The organism is Vibrio parahaemolyticus (assembly GCF_900460535.1).
GTDB lineage: Bacteria > Pseudomonadota > Gammaproteobacteria > Enterobacterales > Vibrionaceae > Vibrio > Vibrio parahaemolyticus.
Genome location: NZ_UHIL01000001.1, coordinates 2,830,058 through 2,850,699, shown reverse-complemented (window position 1 = coordinate 2,850,699; position 20,642 = coordinate 2,830,058). Strand labels below are relative to the sequence as shown.

At 45.5% G+C, this 20,642-nt stretch carries 18 protein-coding genes; 10 read left to right on the top strand and 8 right to left on the bottom strand.

Annotation, left to right across the window (positions count from 1 at the left end; all coding sequences use genetic code 11):
• Positions 1 to 20 precede the first annotated feature (20 nt).
• The 5 genes from ampD (at position 21) to lpdA (ending at position 8,083) form a co-directional block, all read left to right on the top strand.
• A complete protein-coding gene (gene ampD, locus DYB02_RS14500) occupies positions 21 to 572 on the top strand; it encodes a 1,6-anhydro-N-acetylmuramyl-L-alanine amidase AmpD (protein ID WP_005479703.1) in 552 nt (183 codons plus the stop codon).
• A gap of 405 nt (positions 573 to 977) precedes the next feature.
• On the top strand, positions 978 to 1,766 hold the full coding sequence (gene pdhR, locus DYB02_RS14495; RefSeq protein WP_041955269.1) for a pyruvate dehydrogenase complex transcriptional repressor PdhR: 789 nt from the start codon (positions 978 to 980) through the stop codon (positions 1,764 to 1,766).
• A gap of 48 nt (positions 1,767 to 1,814) precedes the next feature.
• On the top strand, positions 1,815 to 4,478 hold the full coding sequence (gene aceE, locus DYB02_RS14490) for a pyruvate dehydrogenase (acetyl-transferring), homodimeric type (RefSeq protein WP_005462566.1): 2,664 nt from the start codon (positions 1,815 to 1,817) through the stop codon (positions 4,476 to 4,478).
• Between the two features lie 19 nt (positions 4,479 to 4,497).
• Positions 4,498 to 6,387, top strand: coding sequence for a pyruvate dehydrogenase complex dihydrolipoyllysine-residue acetyltransferase (aceF, locus tag DYB02_RS14485; protein WP_041955272.1), 1,890 nt, complete (start codon positions 4,498 to 4,500; stop codon positions 6,385 to 6,387).
• Between the two features lie 268 nt (positions 6,388 to 6,655).
• Positions 6,656 to 8,083: a dihydrolipoyl dehydrogenase gene (gene lpdA / locus DYB02_RS14480; RefSeq protein ID WP_021823119.1), complete on the top strand. Its 1,428-nt coding sequence runs from the start codon at positions 6,656 to 6,658 to the stop codon at positions 8,081 to 8,083.
• Between the two features lie 127 nt (positions 8,084 to 8,210).
• Here lpdA and opaR read toward each other — a convergent pair whose 3' ends face one another.
• The gene (opaR, locus tag DYB02_RS14475; RefSeq protein WP_005479697.1) at positions 8,211 to 8,825 is read right to left on the bottom strand and encodes a transcriptional regulator OpaR; all 615 of its coding nucleotides are present in this window, start codon (positions 8,823 to 8,825) and stop codon (positions 8,211 to 8,213) included.
• Positions 8,826 to 9,143: 318 nt separating this feature from the next.
• On the opposite strand from opaR, the gene hpt reads away from it, so the two are divergent.
• Entirely contained in the window at positions 9,144 to 9,674 is a 531-nt protein-coding gene (gene hpt / locus DYB02_RS14470; protein WP_005479701.1) for a hypoxanthine phosphoribosyltransferase, read from the top strand.
• Positions 9,675 to 9,748: 74 nt separating this feature from the next.
• Here hpt and can read toward each other — a convergent pair whose 3' ends face one another.
• The gene (can, locus tag DYB02_RS14465) at positions 9,749 to 10,417 is read right to left on the bottom strand and encodes a carbonate dehydratase (RefSeq protein WP_005462578.1); all 669 of its coding nucleotides are present in this window, start codon (positions 10,415 to 10,417) and stop codon (positions 9,749 to 9,751) included.
• A 283-nt stretch (positions 10,418 to 10,700) separates the two neighbouring features.
• Between can and DYB02_RS14460 the strand changes: the two genes are divergently transcribed.
• From DYB02_RS14460 to DYB02_RS14435, 4 genes are all read left to right on the top strand, one after another.
• Entirely contained in the window at positions 10,701 to 12,371 is a 1,671-nt protein-coding gene (locus DYB02_RS14460) for a SulP family inorganic anion transporter (protein ID WP_005493993.1), read from the top strand.
• A 252-nt stretch (positions 12,372 to 12,623) separates the two neighbouring features.
• Complete coding sequence (locus tag DYB02_RS14450) at positions 12,624 to 13,541, top strand: ABC transporter ATP-binding protein (protein ID WP_005462584.1); 918 nt, start codon at positions 12,624 to 12,626, stop codon at positions 13,539 to 13,541.
• Complete coding sequence (locus DYB02_RS14445) at positions 13,542 to 14,312, top strand: ABC transporter permease (RefSeq protein ID WP_005479696.1); 771 nt, start codon at positions 13,542 to 13,544, stop codon at positions 14,310 to 14,312.
• Positions 14,313 to 14,439: 127 nt separating this feature from the next.
• Positions 14,440 to 15,369 (top strand): Kdo(2)-lipid IV(A) acyltransferase, encoded by a 930-nt coding sequence (locus tag DYB02_RS14435; protein ID WP_029846176.1) that lies wholly within the window; start codon positions 14,440 to 14,442, stop codon positions 15,367 to 15,369.
• A gap of 51 nt (positions 15,370 to 15,420) precedes the next feature.
• On the opposite strand, the gene panC is transcribed toward DYB02_RS14435, so the two are convergent.
• The 6 genes from panC to dksA form a co-directional block, all read right to left on the bottom strand.
• Positions 15,421 to 16,326, bottom strand: coding sequence for a pantoate--beta-alanine ligase (gene panC, locus DYB02_RS14425; protein ID WP_015297244.1), 906 nt, complete (start codon positions 16,324 to 16,326; stop codon positions 15,421 to 15,423).
• Positions 16,327 to 16,337: 11 nt separating this feature from the next.
• On the bottom strand, positions 16,338 to 17,132 hold the full coding sequence (panB, locus tag DYB02_RS14420; RefSeq protein ID WP_005454450.1) for a 3-methyl-2-oxobutanoate hydroxymethyltransferase: 795 nt from the start codon (positions 17,130 to 17,132) through the stop codon (positions 16,338 to 16,340).
• Between the two features lie 24 nt (positions 17,133 to 17,156).
• Entirely contained in the window at positions 17,157 to 17,642 is a 486-nt protein-coding gene (gene folK, locus DYB02_RS14415; RefSeq protein WP_005494002.1) for a 2-amino-4-hydroxy-6-hydroxymethyldihydropteridine diphosphokinase, read from the bottom strand.
• On the bottom strand, positions 17,639 to 19,006 hold the full coding sequence (gene pcnB / locus DYB02_RS14410; RefSeq protein WP_015297242.1) for a polynucleotide adenylyltransferase PcnB: 1,368 nt from the start codon (positions 19,004 to 19,006) through the stop codon (positions 17,639 to 17,641). The genes folK and pcnB overlap by 4 nt, the downstream gene beginning before the upstream one ends.
• Before the next feature lie 81 nt (positions 19,007 to 19,087).
• Entirely contained in the window at positions 19,088 to 19,972 is an 885-nt protein-coding gene (gene gluQRS, locus DYB02_RS14400; RefSeq protein WP_029804785.1) for a tRNA glutamyl-Q(34) synthetase GluQRS, read from the bottom strand.
• 192 nt (positions 19,973 to 20,164) lie between these two features.
• Complete coding sequence (gene dksA, locus DYB02_RS14390) at positions 20,165 to 20,611, bottom strand: RNA polymerase-binding protein DksA (RefSeq protein ID WP_005490361.1); 447 nt, start codon at positions 20,609 to 20,611, stop codon at positions 20,165 to 20,167.
• Positions 20,612 to 20,642 lie beyond the last annotated feature (31 nt).

Genomic DNA, 20,642 nt, shown 5'->3' with positions numbered 1-20,642 from the left:
TGCAAACTATAGAGGTTGATATGCCCCCAATTATCGATAATGGATGGTTGACTCACGCAAAGCATGTTCCATCACCATTTTTTGATGCACGTAACAGCGAACACGATATCTCTCTATTAGTTGTTCATAACATCAGTTTGCCACCTGGCCAGTTTGGTGGGTCGTATATTGAAGACTTTTTCAGCGGCAATCTTGATCCTAACGCGCACCCGTTTTTTGAGGTAATTCACAAAATGGGCGTTTCAGCGCATTGTTTAATAAAGCGTGACGGTGAGATTGTTCAGTTCGTTTCATTTCTTGATAGAGCATGGCATGCGGGGCAATCAAGCTTTGCCGGGAGAGACCGTTGCAATGATTACTCTATTGGCATTGAGCTAGAGGGAACAGAATTTGTGGCGTATACAGAAGAGCAATATCAATCACTTGCTCGATTAACTCAAGCCATCATGCATCAATATCCTCAAATTACCTTGCCACGAATTACCGGCCATCAATACATTGCTCCCTTGAGAAAAAGCGATCCTGGTCTAAGCTTTGATTGGGTTAAATATAGGCAGCTGGTTCAACGTTGATTTGTAGCAAAACTGTAAATTCAAAAAACGGAAATAAATAAGGCATACGATCAGGTATGCCTTTTTTTGATACGAGAAATATTAATGGTTGTTAAAAATTAACTACATTTTTACGACTAATGAGTTCGTTTTGGTGAATAAATAGACTGATCATTTTGTCATTTTTTGTATTTCTTTTCCAAAACCGCTAGCACGTCGAATTCCCATTTGTTTTGTTAATGTAATTGGTCAGACCAATTTTTTTGCCGTTTTAATAGTCAATTGTTATCAGACTGTTGGTTGCAAGTCCGTTCTATGATTTAGGTCAATTTTTGGCTGGACAGTTGCGTTTTAATTATGTTAATTTCTGCACCAACTTAAAATTGGTATTACCAATTACCTGCAAGAGTAGAAGAACAATAAATTATGGCTTATCAAAGGATTCGTCAGCCAAAGCTCTCTGATGTTATTGAACAAGAGTTAGAAAGGTTGATTGTGGAAGGAACATTGTCTCCGGGGCAACAATTGCCACCTGAGCGCGAACTGGCGAAACAGTTCGATGTGTCTCGTCCTTCAGTCCGTGAAGCCATCCAACGCTTAGAAGCGAAACGTTTGTTAACTCGTCGCCAAGGTGGCGGTACTTTCGTTAGCGAAAACATCTGGAAAAGCTTTTCCGATCCTTTGCTGAATTTGTTGTCTAGCCACTCTGAAACCCAACTTGATTTGCTTGAGTCACGTCATGCAATGGAAGGGATTTCGGCGTATTTTGCAGCTTTGCGTGGTACCGAAGAAGATTTTGCACGCATTCAAGGCTGCCTTGAGCGCATTAGTAAAGAGCAAGCAAACAACGATATCGAAGCGGAATCAGCGGAAGTTATGCAGTTTTTAATTGCCATAACAGAAGCGGCTCATAATGTCGTGTTACTGCACATTGTGCGTAGCTTAGCTCCTCTACTTGAGCAAAACATTCTACAGATTGAGCAAAACATTCTACAGAATTTTAAATTACTACGTCGCCGCCCAGAGGCGGTCGAGAAAGTGAGTAAACACCGAGCTAACATTGTGGATGCGATTGTTTCTGGTCAGCCTGAAAAGGCTCGTGAGATGTCTCATTCGCACTTGGCTTACATCGAAGAAACATTGTTGGATTTGACTCGAGAAGAGTCTCGACGAGAGCGTTCTCTGCGTCGAATTCAGCAGGGTAACAACTCGTAAGAGTGTTACTTAAATAAGTAGATCCAACCAACAGAAGGATAGATCGCCATGTCTGATATGAAGCATGACGTAGATGCACTGGAAACTCAAGAATGGCTACAAGCACTTGAGTCAGTTGTACGTGAAGAAGGTGTAGAACGCGCTCAGTACCTACTAGAGCAGGTTCTAGACAAAGCACGTCTAGACGGTGTTGATATGCCAACAGGTATCACAACTAACTACATCAACACGATTCCTGCAGACCAAGAGCCAGCTTACCCTGGTGACACAACGCTTGAGCGCCGTATTCGTTCCATCATTCGCTGGAACGCAATCATGATCGTTCTTCGCGCATCTAAGAAAGACCTAGAACTAGGCGGCCACATGGCGTCTTTTCAGTCTTCTGCTGCATTCTACGAAACATGTTTCAACCACTTCTTCCGTGCGCCAAACGAGAAGGACGGTGGTGACCTAGTTTACTACCAAGGTCACATCTCACCGGGTATCTACGCTCGTGCGTTCGTTGAAGGTCGTCTAACTGAAGAGCAGCTAGACAACTTCCGTCAAGAAGTGGATGGTAAAGGTATCCCATCATACCCGCACCCTAAACTAATGCCTGAATTCTGGCAGTTCCCAACCGTATCTATGGGTCTAGGTCCGATCTCTGCGATCTACCAAGCTCGTTTCCTTAAGTACCTTGAAGGCCGCGGCATGAAAGATACTTCTGAGCAGCGCGTTTACGCGTTCCTAGGTGACGGTGAGATGGATGAGCCAGAATCACGTGGTGCTATCTCTTTCGCTGCGCGTGAGAAGCTAGACAACCTATGTTTCCTAATCAACTGTAACCTACAGCGTCTAGACGGCCCTGTAATGGGTAACGGTAAGATCATTCAAGAACTTGAAGGTCTGTTCAAAGGCGCTGGCTGGAACGTAGTGAAAGTAATCTGGGGTAACAACTGGGATTCTCTACTAGCTAAAGACACAACTGGTAAGCTTCTACAGCTTATGAACGAAACAATCGATGGCGATTACCAAACGTTCAAAGCGAAAGATGGCGCATACGTGCGTGAGCACTTCTTCGGTAAGTACCCAGAAACTGCTGCACTAGTTGCTGACATGACTGACGACGAAATCTTCGCACTTAAGCGTGGTGGTCACGAGTCTTCTAAGCTTTACGCTGCTTACAAAAACGCGGCAGAAACTAAAGGCCGTCCAACGGTTATCCTAGCTAAGACTGTTAAAGGTTACGGCATGGGTGAAGCGGCTGAAGGTAAGAACATCGCGCACCAAGTTAAGAAGATGGATATGACTCACGTACTACACCTACGTGATCGTCTAGGTCTACAAGACATCCTAACTGACGAAGCGGTTAAAGAACTTCCGTACCTGAAACTTGAAGAAGGTTCAAAAGAGTACGAATACCTACACGCTCGTCGTAAAGCGCTACACGGCTACACGCCACAGCGTCTACCAAACTTCACTCAAGAACTAATCGTTCCTGAGCTAGAAGAATTCAAGCCACTACTAGAAGAACAGAAGCGTGATATCTCTTCTACTATGGCATTCGTACGTGCACTTAACGTTCTACTTAAGAACAAGAACATTGGTAAGAACATCGTTCCTATCATTGCTGACGAAGCGCGTACATTCGGTATGGAAGGTCTGTTCCGTCAAATCGGTATTTACAACCCGCACGGCCAGAACTACACACCACAAGACCGCGACATCGTTTCTTACTACAAAGAAGCAACGTCAGGTCAGGTTCTACAAGAAGGTATCAACGAGCTAGGTGCTATGTCTTCATGGGTTGCTGCTGCGACTTCATACTCGACAAACGACCTACCAATGATCCCGTTCTACATCTACTACTCAATGTTCGGCTTCCAACGTGTTGGCGACATGGCGTGGATGGCGGGCGACCAACAAGCACGTGGTTTCCTACTAGGCGCAACTGCTGGTCGTACAACGCTGAACGGTGAAGGTCTACAGCACGAAGACGGTCACTCGCACATCATGGCGGGTACGGTTCCTAACTGTATCTCTTACGACCCAACATTCGCGTACGAAGTAGCAGTAATCATGCAAGACGGTATCCGTCGCATGTACGGTCCTGATCAAGAGAACGTGTTCTACTACCTAACGCTAATGAACGAAAACTACGCAATGCCAGCAATGCCAGAAGGCGCTGAAGAAGGCATCCGTAAAGGTATCTACAAGCTAGAAACTTACACGGGCGATAAAGCGAAAGTTCAGCTAATGAGCTCAGGTACTATCATGAATGAAGTACGTAAAGCAGCTCAAATCCTAAGCGAAGAGTACGGTGTTGCTTCTGATGTTTACTCTGTAACGTCATTCAACGAACTAACTCGCGACGGTCAAGATGCAGAGCGTTTCAACATGCTTCACCCAGAAGCGGAAGCGAAAGTACCTTACATCCAAACAGTAATGGGTACTGAGCCAGCTATCGCAGCAACTGACTACATGAAGAACTACGCAGAGCAGGTTCGTGCATTCATTCCTGCTGAGTCTTTCAAAGTTCTTGGTACTGACGGCTTCGGTCGCTCAGACAGCCGTGAAAACCTACGTCGTCACTTCGAAGTGAACGCAGGTTACGTAGTAGTAGCAGCACTAACTGAACTAGCGAAACGTGGCGAAGTTGAGAAATCTGTAATTGCTGAAGCAATCAAGAAGTTCGACATCGACACTGAGAAAACTAACCCGCTATACGCTTAATTAAGAAGGTAGATAAGAAATGGCAATCGAAATTAATGTACCAGACATCGGTGCGGATGAGGTTGAAGTTACTGAAATTCTTGTAAGCGTTGGCGACAAGGTTGAAGAAGAACAGTCTCTGATCACTGTTGAAGGCGATAAAGCTTCTATGGAAGTTCCGGCTTCTCAAGCGGGTATCGTTAAAGAAATCAAAGTTGCAGAAGGCGACAAGGTTTCTACTGGTTCTCTAATCATGATTTTCGAAGCCGAGGGTGCAGCTGACGCTGCACCTGCTCCTGCGGCAGAAGCGGCTCCAGCAGCGGCTCCAGCTCCAGCAGCAGCGGCAGAACTGAAAGAAGTTCACGTACCAGACATCGGTGGTGATGAAGTTGAAGTTACTGAAATCATGGTAGCAATCGGCGACAGCATCGAAGAAGAGCAATCTCTGATCACTGTAGAAGGCGACAAAGCTTCTATGGAAGTTCCTGCACCATTCGCAGGTACGCTTAAAGAGATCAAAGTAGCAGCAGGCGATAAAGTATCGACTGGCTCTTTAATCATGGTATTCGAAGTAGCAGGTTCAGGCGCTCCAGCAGCAGCTCCTGCGGCAGTTGAAGCTCCAGCGGCGGCAGCTCCAGCAGCGTCTGCGGCGAAAGAAGTTAACGTTCCAGATATCGGCGGCGATGAAGTAGAAGTAACTGAAATCATGGTTGCTGTTGGCGACACAGTGGAAGAAGAGCAATCTCTGATCACTGTTGAAGGCGACAAAGCTTCTATGGAAGTTCCTGCACCATTCGCTGGTACAGTTAAAGAAATCAAGATTGCAGCTGGCGACAAAGTGTCTACTGGCTCACTAATCATGGTATTCGAAGTAGCGGGCGCAGCACCTGCTCCGGTAGCGGCTCCAGCTCAAGCAGCAGCACCTGCAGCGGCAACTCCTAAAGCAGAAGCTCCAGCGGCAGCAGCTCCAGCAGCGACTGGCGATTTCAAAGAGAACGATGAGTACGCTCACGCGTCTCCAGTTGTTCGTCGTCTAGCTCGTGAGTTCGGCGTAAACCTTTCTAAGGTTAAAGGTTCTGGTCGTAAGAGCCGTATCCTGAAAGAAGACGTTCAGAACTACGTGAAAGAAGCGCTTAAGCGTCTTGAGTCTGGTGCAGCAGCATCTGGCAAAGGCGACGGTGCTGCTCTTGGTCTACTACCATGGCCAAAAGTGGACTTCAGCAAGTTCGGTGAGACAGAAGTACAACCGCTATCTCGCATTAAGAAGATCTCTGGTGCTAACCTACACCGTAACTGGGTAATGATCCCGCACGTTACACAGTGGGATAACGCAGACATCACGGCTCTTGAAGCATTCCGTAAAGAGCAAAACGCGATTGAAGCGAAGAAAGACACTGGCATGAAGATCACTCCACTTGTGTTCATCATGAAAGCGGCGGCTAAAGCACTTGAAGCGTTCCCAGCGTTCAACTCTTCTCTATCAGAAGACGGTGAGAGCCTAATTCTGAAGAAATACGTGAACATCGGTATCGCAGTAGATACGCCAAACGGTCTAGTTGTTCCTGTATTTAAAGACGTGAACAAGAAAGGCATCTACGAGCTATCTGAAGAGCTAATGGCTGTTTCTAAGAAAGCACGTTCAGGCAAGCTAACTGCTGCTGACATGCAAGGTGGCTGTTTCACTATCTCTAGCCTAGGCGGTATCGGCGGTACGGCGTTTACTCCAATCGTAAACGCGCCAGAAGTTGGTATTCTAGGTGTGTCTAAGTCAGAAATGAAACCTGTATGGAACGGTAAAGAGTTCGAACCGCGTCTACAACTTCCACTGTCTCTATCATACGACCACCGTGTGATCGATGGTGCTGAGGGTGCGCGCTTCATCACTTACCTAAACGCATGTCTATCTGACATTCGTCGTCTAGTTCTTTAATAGAAGTTAGATGAATGAGAGGCGGCAATTTAGCCGCCTCTGCTAATAATAATTACCGGACAATTTGGTTATCTCCCTTATTCTCTACAGGGTTTTCACAATCGAATTGTTGTCTAGCTCACAGGCTAAATTGATTTACTTTTCACACCATTAACATCTCTGTAAACTGTTGGCGGTCTGAAAATAATTGTTTAAAACGAATAACTCTTAAACAGAAAAAATCGATACCCACTCAGCCTGTTAGGGATAATGACTACAAGAGGTCAAAATGAGCAAAGAAATTAAAGCCCAAGTTGTTGTACTTGGTTCTGGTCCTGCTGGTTACTCCGCTGCCTTCCGTTGTGCAGACTTAGGTCTTGAAACTGTACTTGTTGAACGTTACAGCACTCTAGGTGGTGTGTGTCTGAACGTGGGTTGTATCCCATCTAAAGCACTTCTACACGTTTCTAAAGTAATTGAAGAAGCGAAAGCGATGGCTGATCACGGCGTTGTGTTCGGCGAACCGCAAACAGACATCAACAAGATCCGTATCTGGAAAGAAAAAGTTGTTAACCAACTAACTGGCGGCCTAAGCGGCATGGCTAAGATGCGTAACGTAACAGTGGTAAACGGTTACGGTAAGTTCACTGGCCCTAACTCTATCCTTGTAGAAGGTGAAGGCGAGCCAACAGTGGTTAACTTTGACAACGCAATCGTTGCGGCTGGTTCTCGTCCAATCAAACTGCCATTTATCCCGCATGAAGACCCACGTATTTGGGACTCTACTGACGCTCTTGAACTGAAAGAAGTGCCAGAAAAACTGCTTATCATGGGCGGTGGTATCATCGGTCTAGAAATGGGTACGGTTTACCACTCTCTAGGTTCTAAAGTTGAAGTTGTTGAGATGTTTGACCAGGTAATTCCTGCTGCAGACAAAGATATCGTTAAGGTTTACACCAAGCGTATCAAAGACAAGTTCAAGCTGATGCTAGAAACGAAAGTAACAGCAGTTGAAGCGAAAGAAGACGGTATCTACGTTTCAATGGAAGGCAAAAAAGCACCTGCTGAAGCAGAGCGCTACGATGCGGTTCTAGTTGCTATCGGTCGTGTACCAAACGGCAAACTTATCGACGGTGAAAAAGCGGGTCTAGAAATCGACGAGCGCGGCTTCATCAACGTTGATAAGCAAATGCGTACTAACGTTCCTCACATCTTCGCGATCGGTGATATCGTTGGTCAGCCAATGCTTGCTCACAAAGGTGTGCATGAAGGCCACGTAGCGGCTGAAGTTATCTCTGGTAAGAAGCACTACTTTGATCCTAAAGTTATCCCTTCAATCGCGTACACTGAGCCAGAAGTGGCTTGGGTTGGTAAGACAGAGAAAGAAGCGAAAGCTGAAGGCATCAAGTACGAAGTGGCGACATTCCCATGGGCTGCATCAGGTCGTGCAATCGCATCTGACTGTTCAGATGGTATGACTAAGCTAATCTTCGACAAAGAAACTCATCGCGTAATTGGTGGTGCTATCGTTGGTACTAACGGTGGTGAACTACTAGGCGAAATCGGTCTGGCGATCGAGATGGGCTGTGATGCCGAAGATATTGCTCTGACTATCCACGCTCACCCAACTCTACACGAGTCTGTGGGTCTAGCTGCTGAAGTATTTGAAGGTTCAATCACTGACCTTCCAAATAAAAAAGCAGTTAAGAAGAAGTAAGCTCTCTTACTGAAAGAATAATAAAAACCGCTGAACTTCAGCGGTTTTTTTGTATTTGAATGTTCGAAGCGGACAAACATAGAAAAGCCCACCATGTGGTGGGCTTGTTCGTATTCAAATCGGAGCTTTAGTGTTCGCGATTGTAGATGCAAAGCATATCTAGGTAAGCGCTCACGAGTTCTTTCAACTCAGCTTCACCTTTGAAGCGGTTTGCTTGTACGAACAGCGAGTAACAAATACCGTGGAATAGATTTGCCAAGTGTTCTGAATCGTGTTGATCACACACTTCACCGCGTTCAATCGCTTTAATGAACATGTTTTGAACCAATAATTGGTTAGTGCGGTTGGTAGACACAAATAGAGGCCAAACTTCATCACGAGTTGATGCGCTCCACTCGAACCAAACTTTCAGCCAGTGACAATCTTGGCTTACGAGCTCGATCATCGCATTGGTGATGTTTGCGATGTTTTCACGAGCGTGTATGTCTAGGTCGATGTTATCCGAAAGGAAATTCGAGAACTGACGTACAACATGATTGAGAACTTCATCAACCAAATCTTCGCGAGTTGGGAAGTAGTTAAAAACGGTTGCAACAGACACTTGCGCAATTTCAGCAATATCTGCGTGACCTCCACGGCCAATACCACGGCGTGCAAATACTTCTAACGCGATTTCCATGAGTTGTTGCTTACGTTTAAGAGGAGAAAGCCTAGTTCTAGGTCTCTTTGCAATTGAGTCCATATCCATTTTCCTTGCCATTTGAGTTGTTGTTGGGGGTAACCCCCTAATTGATTATTTTAATAATTGCTTTAAGCAGTGATGAGTGTAATGGTGCATATGCACAAGGTCAACATCTGATGTCTAATTTATAGACAGTAATGTCATTATTATTGATAAGTTTTGCTGTAAACTTTCGAAAATTTGGCAGCGCTCCCAAGAATTTTCCGCAAAAGGATGTGACTTTCAACCCACTCTTCGTGGTGATACACTACACGCCGTAAGATTAGGTGATCGTTTGCGTGCGACCTACCTCAACCCACAAACTAAATTGAGCACAGTATGAAACATACAATAGAAGTCATGATTTCTGAGCAAGAAGTTCAGGAACGAATTCGTGAATTAGGCAAACAAATTACAGAGCGTTACCAAGGCAGTGAAGACCTAGTTTTGGTTGGCTTGTTGCGTGGTTCTTTTGTATTTATGGCCGACCTAGCGCGTGCTATTGAACTGACTCATCAAGTTGATTTTATGACGGCATCAAGCTACGGCAACACGATGGAAAGCTCACGCGATGTACGCATCTTGAAAGATTTGGATGATGACATTAAAGGCAAAGACGTTTTGCTTGTTGAAGACATCATCGATACAGGTAACACGCTAAATAAAATTCGCGAAATCCTATCGCTACGTGAACCTAAATCTATCGCGATTTGTACGCTACTAGACAAGCCATCTCGCCGTGAAGTAAATGTGCCAGTTGATTGGATTGGTTTCGAGATCCCTGACGAGTTCGTTGTTGGTGTTGGTATCGATTACGCTCAAAAATACCGTCACCTACCATTCATCGGTAAAGTGGTTCCTCAAGAATAATTGAGTTCACTATTCGAAATACAAAAAAAACGCCCATATAAATGGGCGTTTTTTATTTATTCAGATTTTGTGGCTTAGCGACACAGAAGCTTATTGTCAGGGTTTAAAATCGTCGACAGTGCTTTCTGGTACGATGCTTCAACGGTCTCTTTAGAATTAGAGCGAATACCTAAATATTCAAGGCGACCATCTTCAATTCCGTATACGACACCGTGAATTTCGACATCTTGCCCGCGCTCCCACGCGTTTTGCATGATGGTTGAATTGCCTAGGTTATAAACTTGTTCTGCAACGTTAATTTCACCAAGCTTATCGGCACGATCTTCAACAGGCATTTGATCTAAGTAAGAACGATGCTTGAAGTAAAGATCTCTGATGTGCAGTAGCCAGTTATTGATAAGCCCGAGTTGAGGGTTATCTATCGCTGCGTTAACACCGCCGCAACCGTAGTGTCCACACACAATAATGTGCTTCACCTTGAGTACATCAACGGCGTATTGAACAACGGAAAGGCAATTGAGATCTGTGTGAATGACTTGGTTTGCAACATTGCGGTGAACAAATAATTCACCGGAGTAAAGGCCGGTTAATCGTTCTGCGGGTACTCGACTATCGGAGCAGCCAATCCAAAGAAAATCAGGCTTTTGGCCTTCGGCGAGCTTAGCGAAATATTCAGGACGGTCAGATTTGATTTCTTCCGACCATTTTGAATTATTCTCAAATAACTGTTTAATTTCCGGCATCTTGCAAACTACTTCCCTTAAATGACAAAAGCACTCATCGCAATTGAAACATATCAAGCGATCAATGTTGTAACTATACACAATGTTACAATTTCGATCCCGTTAAATATGCGTCAGACAGGACTCATCTGACGTGTTCTTGGAAATAAATTCGTACAATTCAGACCGCTTATTAGATAACGAATTAAGCCATAATTTATTTATGGTTTAATTTTTCACATTCCTCGTTAAAGTAATGACATTTTACTTATTTAATTTTGAAGTTAATGCAGGGAGCTAAACGGTGTTCGGTAGTCGTTTTAAAGATATCAATTTCAAAGGGGATATATTTGGCGGGGTGACCACGGCCATTATTTCTCTCCCTTTGGCGTTGGCGTTCGGGGTTGCTTCGGGGGCGGGTGCAGAAGCTGGCCTTTGGGGCGCCATAATGGTGGGCTTGTTTGCCTCCTTATTTGGTGGCTCAAATACACTTATCTCAGAACCCACGGGGCCGATGACGGTGATCATGACAGCCGTATTGACCAGTATGATGGCGAAGTACCCTGAAACAGGTATGGCGATGACGTTTACTGTTGTCATGATGGCGGGTGCATTTCAGATCTTGCTTGGAACGCTGAAGATGGGTAAATACGTCACCTTAATGCCTTACAGCGTGATCTCCGGCTTTATGTCAGGTATTGGTGTCATACTCATCATTCTTCAATTGTCGCCACTCCTGGGGCACGCTGCGCCTACGGGAGGAGTGCTAGGGACATTGTCCGCGCTGCCTGAAACCATTTCTAATCTAAAATTTAACGAGCTTTTCCTTGGCTTGCTGACATTAGGCATTCTGTTCTTTTTCCCAAAGAAGTATCGCAAATATGTACCCGCCCAATTGGTGGCACTGGTCGCAGTGACCTTATTGTCGGTGATGTTGTTTGATACGGAAGATATCCGCCGTATCGGGGAAATTCCGGCTGGCCTGCCATCTTTGGTCGCGCCACATATCGACCCCGATATGTTCGTTGAAATGGTCATCGATGCATTGGTGTTAGGTACGCTCGGTTGTATTGATACCTTGTTAACGGCGGTTATCGGTGACTCACTTACCCGTAAAGAGCACGATTCCGACAAAGAGCTTCGTGGTCAGGGCTTAGCGAACATGATTTCAGGTTTATTCGGCGCACTTCCAGGAGCGGGTGCGACGATGGGCACGGTGACAAACATCCAAGTTGGCGCTCGTTCTCCATTATCTGGTGTGGTACGAGCCTTAGTACTGGCTCTGGTTGTTTTGGTGGCTGGTGGATTAACCGAACCTATCCCAATGGCTGTGCTAGCAGGCATCGCGGTGTACGTTGGCTTTAACATCTTAGACTGGAGCTTTATTCAGCGCGCGCATAAGGTCAGTTTTTCTGGCATGGCGATCATGTATGGCGTGATGCTACTGACGGTGTTTGTTGATCTCATTGTGGCCGTTGGTTTGGGGGTGTTTGTTTCAAACATCATGATTATTGAGCGCTTGAGTCGCGAACAAGCTCGTCAGGTAAAAGCCATCAGTGATGCCGACGAAGACGATGTGCCACTTACGGACAGTGAACGAGGATTGTTAGATCGCGCCAATGGGCGAGTGTTGTTCTTCTATCTCTCTGGCCCAATGATTTTCAGTGTGTCTAAGGCCATTTCTCGTCAACACACCAGTATTTCTGATTACGACGTGATGATCTTGGATTTGACCGATGTTCCTATGCTGGATGTTACGGTGGGCCTAGCACTCGAAAACGCCATTAAAGACGCGTTAGATGCTCGCTGTGAAGTGTACTTGTTGTGTCCGAATCAGCGTACTCGTGAGCAACTAGAGAAGTTTCATGTCATCGACCTAGTGCCGGATAACAATATGTATCAGTTCCGCTACGAAGCTTTGAATGCGGCTGTCGCGCATGTTGAATCGGATCACTACCAGCGAATGACAGCTTAATTTTCACGTTCTGTATGAAAGCGCTGCTCAGTCTGTTTAGCGGCGCTTTTTTTGTTTCCCCTTAACCCCCTCAATAGAAAACCTTGAAGATTACAAGGTTGATATTTCCAATATTGTCGAAAGGTTTAATTGTAATCATCGTTATTCGACGATAAACTAATGAAACTTTCTCCAGCTTCCTACTAAGCTTCAGGTGATGCTTATCTTGGAACTGGTCATCCCCATTCACTAACAGATGGCAATCATTACGCTATGTACGCATTAGAAATTGAACAATTACGTAAAACGTATGCGGGCGGCTTTGAAGCGTTAAAAGGCATCAGTCTACAAGTTAAAAAAGGTGACTTTTACGCGCTTCTTGGACCTAACGGTGCAGGAAAATCAACCACGATCGGCATCATCTCTTCTTTGGTTAATAAGACCTCTGGAGTGGCAAAAGTTTTTGGTTATGACATTGATACTGACTTAGAACTTGCCAAGCAAAATCTTGGTTTAGTGCCTCAAGAATTCAACTTCAACCAATTTGAAACGGTTGAGCAGATCGTCATTCAACAAGCGGGTTACTATGGTGTTTCTAAAATTCTGGCAAAAGAGCGAGCAGAAAAATACCTGAAGAAGCTCGATTTATGGGAGAAGCGCAAAGAGCGTGCTCGTAACTTATCGGGTGGTATGAAGCGTCGCTTGATGATTGCTCGCGCGCTCATGCACGAGCCAAAACTGCTGATTTTGGATGAGCCGACGGCTGGGGTGGACATTGAGCTGCGTCGTTCAATGTGGGATTTCCTCAAAGAAATCAATCAGCAGCAAGGGATCACTATCATTCTTACTACGCACTATTTAGAAGAAGCGGAAATGCTGTGCCGCAACATAGGCATTATCAATCGCGGCGAGTTGATTGAAAACACAACCATGAAAGCGTTGCTCAGCAAGCTCAGCGTAGAAACCTTTATTCTAGATATCGAGACTGACGGCGAAGTGCCTGAGTTGAATGGTGTCAATCGTCAAAGCTTAATCGATGGCTCATTAGAAATTGAGTTAGATAAAAGCCAAGGTCTCAATGCGGTGTTTGCTCAATTAACGGAACATGGCGTGAAAGTGCTGTCGATGCGCAATAAAGCCAACCGATTAGAAGAACTGTTTGTCAGCATTGTCAGAGAGGGGAGCAAGTAAATGTACCAACTGTATTGGACAGCATTTCGTAGTTTGCTGGGTAAAGAGGTGACGCGCTTCTCGCGTATTTGGGTGCAAACCTTGGTACCACCAGCGATTACAATGACGCTGTATTTCATCATCTTTGGTAATCTGATCGGTTCTCGAATTGGTGAAATGAGCGGATTTAGCTATATGGAATACATCGTGCCGGGTTTGATCATGATGTCGGTGATCACCAACTCATATTCAAATGTCGCGTCTTCATTCTTTAGTGCAAAACTGCAAAAGAACATTGAAGAGTTGTTGGTTGCACCTGTGCCAAACTACGTCATCATCGCAGGTTATGTCATGGGTGGTGTAACCCGTGGCTTGCTGGTTGGTGCTATTGTGACGTGCGTGTCGCTGCTGTTTGTAGATCTACAGGTTGAGCACTGGGGCATTATTGTGGCGACGGTATTTATGACGTCGGTGGTGTTTGCTCTTGGTGGATTGATCAATGCGGTTTACGCAAAGACGTTTGATGACATCTCAATCATTCCTACGTTTGTCTTAACGCCGCTTACCTATCTTGGCGGTGTGTTTTATTCGATTAGCCTGTTGCCTGAGTTTTGGCAAGGTGTATCGAAAATCAACCCAATTGTTTACATGGTGAATGCATTCCGTTACGGATTTTTAGGCGTATCGGATGTCGGTATCGTGACTTCATTTAGTGTACTGGGTGTGTTTGTTGTGGTGCTGTACGCCATTGCCCACTACTTGGTAACAAAAGGGATTGGGCTACGAAGCTAAGCCATGCTCATAAAGAAAAGAGCAGCGATTTACGCTGCTCTTTTGCATGCACAACAATACATACCCATACAATCTTCCGGTTTTTATCATGATAGGTTTCAATCATTTGTAATAAATGAGTGATCCTATGAATATTGTCCCGCCGCCGCTTTTTTCCTATCAGTTACTCAAGCCCAAATATTGGTCTGTTTGGCTGGCATTTGGATCTCTAGCAATCATTGTTAATGTACTGCCGTATGTGGTTTTACGAATCTTAGGTAGAAGCATCGGTTGCGTTGCGATGCATTTAATGAAGCGCCGATACAAGATCGCTTTGCGTAATCTTCAGCTATGTTTTCCTGATTACACAGATTGGCAATGCAAGGATGTGGTACGAAAAAACTTTCAATACACGGGAATGGCGCTCATCGAAACTGGTATCGCTTGGTTTTGGCCAGACTGGCGAATTAATCGCATAACTTCTATTGTTGGCAAAGATCGTCTGCTCACAGAGGAAAAGAACGGTCGCGGAGTATTAGTGGTGTGTAGTCACCATTTGAACTTGGAAATAACCGCTCGTATCTTCAGCCAATTTGCCAAAGGCTATGGTGTTTACCGTCCAAACTCAAACCCTGCTTATGAATTTATTCAACATCGAGGCCGAACTCGTTTTGGGCATCAAATGATCGATCGAAAAGACGTGAAATCAATGCTCAAAGTTTTGAAAAATGGCCATCGACTTTGGTATTTACCTGATCATGATTATGGTGCCAGCCATTCTGTTTTTGCACCGTTTTTTGCCGTTGAACAAGCTGCGAGCACAGTGGGGTCTAGTGTGCTTATTGACGCAACAAAGTGCGCGGTCATATCAGGTGTCACAGTGAGCAGGAATCATCACTACACGTTGTATATTGGGAAGGATCTCAGTAAGTATTTTGAAAAGCGTAATGCGATGAAAGCGGCAAGTATCTTGAACCAAGAACTCGAAAAAATGATAAGACGCGATATTCCTGCGTGGATGTGGTTGCACAAACGGTTTAAAACACGTCCTGAAGGATTTGATTGCGTCTATACGTAGAACATAAAAAAGGTCGACAAAAGGTCGACCTTTTTCTTTTGAGCGTTTGGCTTATTCAGCGTTTGCTGTGGTGCCATCATTAGATTCTGTTTCATCTTTCGATTCCACAACCATATCAACGGTTTGGTTGTCGATAAGACGAGCTTGACCTAAGAATGCCGACATCAGAATGACAGCTTGTGTCGTTTCTGGTGTGATCACTTGCAGAGTACGAGCATCACGAATGAAGATCTCATCAGGATGAAGACCGGCAGCGCGTAGCTGATCATTTGCATCTTCAATGATGGATGCGTAATCATCGCGGCCACCACGAATGGCACTGCTGATCCAACGCATTGTACGAGCAAGCACTGGCGCACGTTGACGTTCATCCAATGTCAGCAGGCCATTACGTGAACTCATTGCTAAACCGTCCATCTCTCGTACGGTTGGTACACCAATGATTTCAATATCCATTGCTAGGTCATCAACCATCTTGCGGATAACAGCAAGTTGTTGGAAGTCCTTCTCGCCGAAGCATGCTACATCCGGTTGTACGATGTTAAATAGCTTATTCACAATGGTCGTCACGCCACGGAAGTGACCTGGGCGAGACGCGCCTTCTAGAATAGTTGAGAGGCCAGGAACATCGACGAAGGTTTGCTTATCCAGACCTTCTGGGTAGATGATTTCTGGAGTTGGCGTGAATACCACATCGACGCCTTCTGCCGTCAACTTGCTTAAGTCTTCTTCAAGCGTACGTGGGTAGTTATTTAAATCGTCTGCACGATCAAATTGCATCGGGTTTACAAAGATGCTTACGACAACGATATCAGCGTATTCGCGTGCTTTACGCACTAAAGTTAAGTGACCTTCGTGAAGGTTGCCCATTGTAGGGACGAAGGCAATTTTACGACCTTCACGTTTAAAGGTTTTAAGGTGTTCACGAACTGCTGAGATTTCCGCAAAAGTTTGCATGCTTTTATCCTCTAGGCAATGGTATGAGCGTCGTCTGGGAATACACCGTTTGCTACATCTTCAATGTATTTTGCAACGGCTTTGCGCATATCACCTGTTTCAGCAAGGAAGTTTTTGGAGAATTTAGGCATGTAGTTGGCAGAGATGCCGAACATATCATGCATTACAAGAATCTGACCATCCGTTACGTTGCCCGCACCGATACCGATGACTGGCACGTCGAGTACTTTAGTAATGCGCTCTGCCAGTTCAGCAGGCACACATTCTAGTAGGACGATTTGAGCGCCTGCTTCTTGTAGCGCTAACGCATCTTTTACCATGCGATCCGCTTTTTCTTGATCGCGACCTTGGATTTTGTAACCACCAAAAATGTTAACAGACTGAGGGGTTAAACCAAGGTGAGCACAGACTGGCACTGCTCGTTCAGTAAGCATCTTAACGGTATCAACTAGCCAGTCGCCGCCTTCGATTTTTACCATGTTTGCGCCTGCGCGCATCAATTTTGCCGCGTTCTCACACGCTTGCTCTGGTGTTGCGTAGCTCATGAATGGCATATCGGCCATTAGCAAGCAATTCGGGCTGCCAGCACGCACACAGCGAGTGTGGTACACGATGTCGTCTACCGTTACTGGTAGCGTATCGTTTTCACCTTGCAATACCATACCAAGTGAATCACCAACTAAAAGAACGGGCATTTCTTGGCTTTCAAAAAGTTGTGCAAAGCTCGCATCGTAAGCGGTTGAAGTAGCAAATTTACGACCTTCTTGCTTCCACTTGATAAGGTCGTTGATGGTCATCTTTTTCATTGTTTTATCCTTACTAGGAGCTGGCTATGACTGCCAAATTCTGAGGCCGTTTCTATCTACTTGTTCCAGTAGTTCAGAGACCTCGGTCCCATCAGGGAGTTGTAAACTTGGTGCAATTTCCGCAAGAGGGTAGAGTACGAATTCGCGCTCTCGCATTCCGTAATGAGGAACAATAAGTCTTTCGGAATTAATCACCTCATTGCCGTAAAGAACGATATCAAGATCCAAGGTTCTTGGTCCCCAACGTTCGTCTTTTCGGACACGCCCTTGCTCTTGCTCAATTGCTTGAGTGCAATCAAGTAGCTCAAGAGGCGTCAAATTTGTTTTGATCGCCACAACCGCATTGATGTAATCCGGCTGATTTTGTGGCCCCATAGGCGTGCTGCTGTATAGCGAAGACGCTTGTACAAACTCAGAGTTTGGTAACGTTTTTAGAGCCTCAATCGCTTGCTGAGCTTGGCTGACAGGATCAGCCAAGTTACTGCCTACCGCAATGTACGCTGTGATCATGATTTCGGCTTACTCTTTTTCTTGCGAAAGGTTTTGCGGCGACGTTGGCCCGATTTTGGTGCTTGACCATCTAGGTCTGCGGCCATCGCTTGGCGCATTTCTCGGCCTGCATTTTGGAAAGTTTCCCACCACTTAGCAAGCTTCAGAGTGTCGCCACCCTCAATTTCACCGCGCATTTCAAGAAAATCAAAGCCAGCTCTAAATTTGTTGAGTTCCATTAGGCGGAACGCACGTTTGCCATTGCGTCGTGGAAGGCGCAATTGCAGCTGCCAAATCTCACGGATGGTCGCAGTATGGCGACGTGGAATTGCGATGGTGCGAACTTGATCATCAAGAATGATGTTGCTCGCTTCCATGATCGCGTCGTAATGACACAAGTTATGCTGATCCATGAGTTTGTCTGCTAGTGCACACAGCGGGTACCACAGCATCGCAGCAAACATAAATGCTGGGTTAATGCGCTTGCCATCTTCAATACGCATGTCTGTGGAATCCAACACAAGATCGAGCATTTGTTCAGTATGCGACGAGTAGTCTTCTGTGAAGTGCTCCGAAATGGCTGGGAACAGCTGTTGGAATAAGTTGTATTCACGTAGCAGGTGGTATGTCTCTAGACCATGGCCTGACTGCAAGAGTTTGAGTGACTCTTCGAAAAGACGAGCGGAAGGAATTTCACGCAGTAGCGGCGCCATCTCTTCGATTGGTGCTGCGGTGTCTTCTTCAATATCAAAGTCCAGTTTCACGGCAAAGCGAACCGCACGCAGCATGCGCACTGGGTCTTCACGGTAGCGTGTTTCTGGATCGCCAATCAGACGAATCAGACGATCTTCTAAATCTTCGATACCGCGCGCGTAGTCGTGGATCGAGTAATCAGCGATGTTGTAGTACATCGAGTTGATCGTAAAGTCACGGCGCTCAGCGTCTTCATCAATGGTGCCGTACACGTTATCGCGTAGCAGCATACCTTCTTTAGATTGCTGAGAGATGTTTTTGTTCTTTTGCTCTTGATGGTGACCGCGGAATGTCGCCACTTCGATGATGTCTCGGCCAAACATAATGTGTGCCAGACGGAAGCGTCGGCCAATCAAGCGGCAGTTTCTAAATAGCTGCTTGATCTGTTCTGGCGTTGCGTTGGTCGCAATATCAAAGTCTTTCGGTTTTTGTCCAAGCAGTAAGTCTCGAACCCCGCCACCCACAAGAAAAGCATCGAAACCAGCACCGTTTAGTCGGTACAGCACTTTCAGTGCGTTGTCACTGATCTGCTTACGCGAAATGTTGTGCTCTTCACGAGTTATTACATTGAGAGCGAGCTCTGGAACTGTGGCAGGTTCGCTTGGTGTATAGTCGTTTGTATTCATGTGCATCTGGCAATAACTGGGTTTAATCCAATCTTGCTTTGGTTAGTTATCTGCGCCTCTAGGGCTGATTTTGCGGCTAATGATAGCCTACACAGTGCCATTTGAGAATCGCGGTGTGATCTCGATCTCTGATGGCAGTTGTTCTAAGCGCCAATTTTCGCAGCCCCAACGAAGCATTTCGTTCATGCTGGCGGCTTTTATTTCTTCAGGCACATCAAAGCCTAAAAACGTCATGGCATGCAATAAAGCTGGCTTAGGGTTTTCGATATCAATAGCTGTCGCGTGATTTTGTTTCGACAATTTGTTGCCGTTGTCATCCATCGCCAATGGTAAATGCAAGTAGCTAACTTCAGGTTGTCCAAGGATTTGGTACAAACTGATTTGGCGTCCTGTTGGTTCAATCAGGTCTGCACCTCGAACCACTTCAGTAACCCCTTGGTCGATGTCGTCCAATACTACCGCAAGATTGTAAGCAAATAATCCATCTCGACGTTTAATAATGAAATCTTCATTAACCAATTGCTCTGGAATCTCAATCATTCCATGTTTCTGATCGAGGAAGCGGGCGACGGGTTTGGTCATTTTTAGGCGAATCGCGCCTTCTTTCAAGTTTTTATCTCGGCAAGTTCCCGGATAAAAGCCACCGTGCTCTTTAATTTGCTTGCGAGTGCATTGGCAATAATAGGCGTCACCGTTGTCGAGCCAAGCATCGATCTGTGCTTGGTAAAGGTCATGACGCTCGCTTTGATACACCACTTCTCCATCCCAATGCAACTGGTAAGCTTTAAGCGCTTCTAGAATCAGTTGCGAAGCGCCGGGCATTTCTCTTGGTGGATCAAGATCTTCAATGCGTACTAACCAAATTCCGTTGTTTGCTTTGGCTTGAAAATAACTGCCAAGCGCAGCAATCAATGAGCCAAAGTGTAATGGGCCAGAAGGGGATGGGGCAAATCGACCTACGTAGCGTGCCATGGGTGTATCTCGAATTTATTAGATGTACAGTTTAGTCATCGTAAGTAACGCTTCAGCTAGGTTTTGTAAACACGAAGTGGCAATAACGTTTTGCCTGCGGTGAGTGTTTGTGGTTCTGAGCGCTTACGGGACTGATATTAGCCAAAACAAAAAGGGAGCCTTAGCTCCCTTCAGTAATCAAATGCGTGGTGATTAACCTTGCATCTGCTTCTCTTTGATTTCTGCAAGTGTTTTACAGTCAATACAAAGGTCTGCAGTTGGACGTGCTTCAAGGCGACGAACGCCAATCTCAACGCCACAAGACTCACAGAAACCAAAATCATCTTCTTTGATTTTGTCTAATGTTTTTTCAATCTTCTTGATCAAACGGCGCTCACGGTCACGATTACGCAGTTCTAGGCTGAACTCTTCCTCTTGAGAGGCGCGGTCAACTGGATCTGGGAAGTTTGCTGCTTCGTCCTGCATGTGGTGAACGGTACGATCTACTTCAGCTCGTAGTTGGTCACGCCAAGCTGTTAAGATTTTCGTAAAGTGTTCAACCTGCGCTGGTGACATGTATTCTTCACCAGGCTTCTCCTGATATGGCTCCACGCCGGCAATGGCTAGGATGCCGATCGTTTTCTTCTTTGCTTCTGGCATACAGCATCTCCTACTTACACCTAGTCAACTG